Source organism: Robiginitalea sp., from assembly GCF_049588695.1.
Classification (GTDB): Bacteria; Bacteroidota; Bacteroidia; order Flavobacteriales; family Flavobacteriaceae; genus Robiginitalea.
Map to the genome: position 1 here is coordinate 1 of NZ_JBAVZJ010000132.1, position 3,181 is coordinate 3,181.

The following is a 3,181-nucleotide window of genomic DNA, read 5'->3' on the forward strand; positions in this document are numbered from 1 at the left end:
CCGTCCTTAAGTAATTCATGCACCTCGGGATTCGTATAAGTCATGTGGCACTCCCGCTGCTCCTTAAGTACTGGTGTGTCGAGAAATGAGAACCTTCCAGGATTTTCGTCTCCGGGTTGTGCGGTCATTTTATCGTAATCCAGGCTTCTTCCGTCTACCCTTGGCGGTGTCCCGGTCTTCATTCTTCCCGTGCTAAATCCAAAGGAAGAGAGTTGCTCCGTTATCCCTGTCGAAGCTCTCTCGCCAGCCCGGCCCCCTCCGAATTGTTTAGTCCCGATATGAATTAAGCCGTTTAAAAAGGTGCCATTAGTCAATACCACTGCCTTCCCTAATATCTCGAGCCCAAGTGAGGTTTTCACCCCCTTGATTTGCCCACCATCCACAATAATTCCCACCGCCATTTCCTGATAGAAATCAAGGTTAGGCAATCTTTCAAGCGCCAAACGCCATTCTTCAGCGAAACGCATCCTGTCGTTCTGAGCCCTTGGACTCCACATGGCCGGCCCCTTACTCATGTTTAGCATTTTGAACTGTATGGCGGAGGCGTCGGTTACTATTCCGCTGTATCCCCCCAGGGCATCAATCTCTCTAACTATCTGGCCCTTGGCTATCCCACCCATTGCCGGATTGCACGACATCTGGCCGATAGTTTGAAGGTTCATAGTGATCAACAAGGTCTTCGACCCCATGTTGGCTGCCGCTGCTGCAGCTTCACAGCCTGCATGCCCGCCACCTACGACAATTACATCATATATTTCGTTAAACATCTGAACTATGTTTCACGTGGAACAATTTTAATGCCGCATCCTCTAGCTCTCTCATTATCCGCGTCTCCTTCGCTGACTTGTCCTGAAAGCCAAGAAGATGAAGTACGCCGTGTACCATTACCCGACGCATCTCACTTTCTATGCTACAATTCATTTGTCCTGCGTTCTCTGTAACCCTATCCGTGGATATAAATAAGTCCCCAGACAAGCCTTCTAATTCAGGATACCCAAAAGTGATTATATCTGTATAAAAATCGTGGGCCAAATATTCCTGATTCATTTGAAGAATCACTTCATCTGATACGTAAATAAAGCTCAATTCCCCGGTCTTTCGCCCATAGCCTTCTATCACCCGAATAATCCAATCGGTATGTTTTTTCTCTTCCTTAAGGCTGAATCCCGTCTGATAATGGTACGCTATCTCTTCCAATGAAATACTTCTTTACCCGATTCCGATATTGGCGGCGCAAAGGTAAGGCTTCCCGGTTTAAAAACTCCACTTCCCGTTGTTTACGTCCGAATATTTCAGGAGGTGTTAACACCGGGCTTGCAAACTCATTCTTTCGGGTGACACTCTCCCGTCTATCCTCTAACCCCTGTTTTAATGTGGCATTTTCCAGTCTCATTAACTGTTGTTGGATCCGATTCAATCGATCGGCTGTCCTTTGTGTTATACCGGTTTGCAACAGCTCATTTTCAAACATTTCCATTTCCCTTGCGATTCGCTCTCCTAAACTTCTATCTGCATCATTAATCATATTCTCCAATTGGAACTCCAGTTCCTGACGAATCCTTTGTTGCTCTTTATAGATTTGATAATACTCTTCATAATCGGCCTCTGACAATCCGCCTTCCCCTCCTTTTTCCCCATTAGATTCCTCTTGGCTTCCGTCGTTGTCCCCTCCTTTTCTACCATCCTGACCTTCACCCAGACCTTTGCCTTCTCCCTTTTTAGACCCCGAATCACCGGGACCCCCTTCTAAACCCTCTTCGCCACCCTCCTGGCCCATTCCGTCCCCTTTTCCTTCGCCTGCACCCTCTTTGCCTCCTGATGTATCACCAGATCCCTCGCCCGACCCCTGCCCCTGTGCAGAACCCGCTGCTTCCGGATTACCCGATGACCCTTTCTTTTCGCCCCCTTCCTGCATCTGTTGGCGCAATTCTTCCTGGCTCTGTATGATATCCGGAAGCTGTACATCAGAACCCTGGCCTTGCCCTTTCCCGGGCATCAGTGAGTCCTGCATATTGTCCAGCATATCCGCCAAAAAAGCCGAAAGCTCATTGGCTGCCGTAAACACGTACTGTTGATACGAAGCTCCCCGGAACCAATTATTGTCGCTAAAACTCTCCAGGGCCTTGTCGACATTGTAATATACGTCCGTAATTTTTGTGTTTACAATCTCCGAAATTTCCGCCCGTCTCATGGATAGGGCAAAAAGGCTGTCGTCTACATGCTCAAAAAGCTGTCTTAACTGTTGTTGTTTGCGGATGTCCCCGGAGCGCCCTATAGGATCACTGCCCCCCTGCTGAATTCGATTAAAGAGCATTTCCTCTTCTACGGAGAACACCACGAGATTATCGAGGATTTGACGGAGCATTTCCGCATCCTCAGCTATGGTCTCTGCGCCACCACCGGACGCCCCTTGTTGAAGCCCCTCACTTAGTTCCTTGAGCTTTTCGGAGGCCTTTTTCTGCTGCTCTCTGGCTTCTTTATCGCTTTGAGATGACTCGCCACCCTCGGTAGCTTGATTATCCTCCTTTTTCAACTCCTCCAGAGCCTCTTCCTGGTTCTGTGTAGCAGCTTGCTCTGTTTTTTTATCTCGTTCCCACGGCAGTGGCTTCTGAAGGCTTTCATTGCTTTGTTCGAGCTCCTTTAACGCCTCCTTTGTCTCATTGAACTCTTTATTGAGTCCCTGTTGTTCTTCCTCTCGTTTTTCCCGGGCTTCTGCAGATTCTGCTTCCTTGCTTTGCGTTTCGGCCAGACTTGCCAATTTCCGGCCCAGTTGACGGCTCTTCTCCTGAACGTAATACCTTTTGGTCAATTCTAAGAGTTGTTCCATGCTCCGCCGGTTGCTCTTTTGCGATTTGGACAACTCTTCCATTCGTGCTTGCAACTCCTCCTTGTCCAACTTGTCCAGGATTTCACGCATTTCCTCCATCATGGCCGCATTTTTCCGAGCCTCTGCCTCCTGTCGTTCCAGACGTTCCCTGAGCAATTCGCTTTCCGGCTCCGAACGCTCCTCAAGGCCCTCGGACAATTCCTTGCTAAATTTTTCCATAAGGCGCTCCTGCTCTTCCTGCTTTTCAAAGAACCGCTTTAGTTTTTCCTTCTCATCAAAACTCAATTCCCCACTTTCCTTCTGATTCTGCAACAACTCTTCAAGCGTCTTTTCCAATTCCTTCCGTTCCTCCCC

Annotated in this window: 2 protein-coding genes and 1 pseudogene; all 3 read right to left on the reverse strand. The window is 48.4% G+C overall.

The genetic code is table 11. From position 1 onward, the window contains the following. Nucleotides 1-767, reverse strand: a 767-nt coding sequence (locus WBV75_RS02965) for an FAD-dependent oxidoreductase (RefSeq protein ID WP_424119169.1), incomplete at its 3' end; no start/stop codon positions are given. After that, nucleotides 760-1,197: an rRNA maturation RNase YbeY gene (ybeY, locus tag WBV75_RS02970; protein ID WP_424119170.1), complete on the reverse strand. Its 438-nt coding sequence runs from the start codon at nucleotides 1,195-1,197 to the stop codon at nucleotides 760-762. The genes ybeY and WBV75_RS02965, both read right to left, overlap by 8 nt. Beyond that, nucleotides 1,154-3,181 (reverse strand): annotated as a pseudogene (locus WBV75_RS02975) (hypothetical protein); the annotation flags it as partial. The pseudogene WBV75_RS02975 and the gene ybeY, both read right to left, overlap by 44 nt.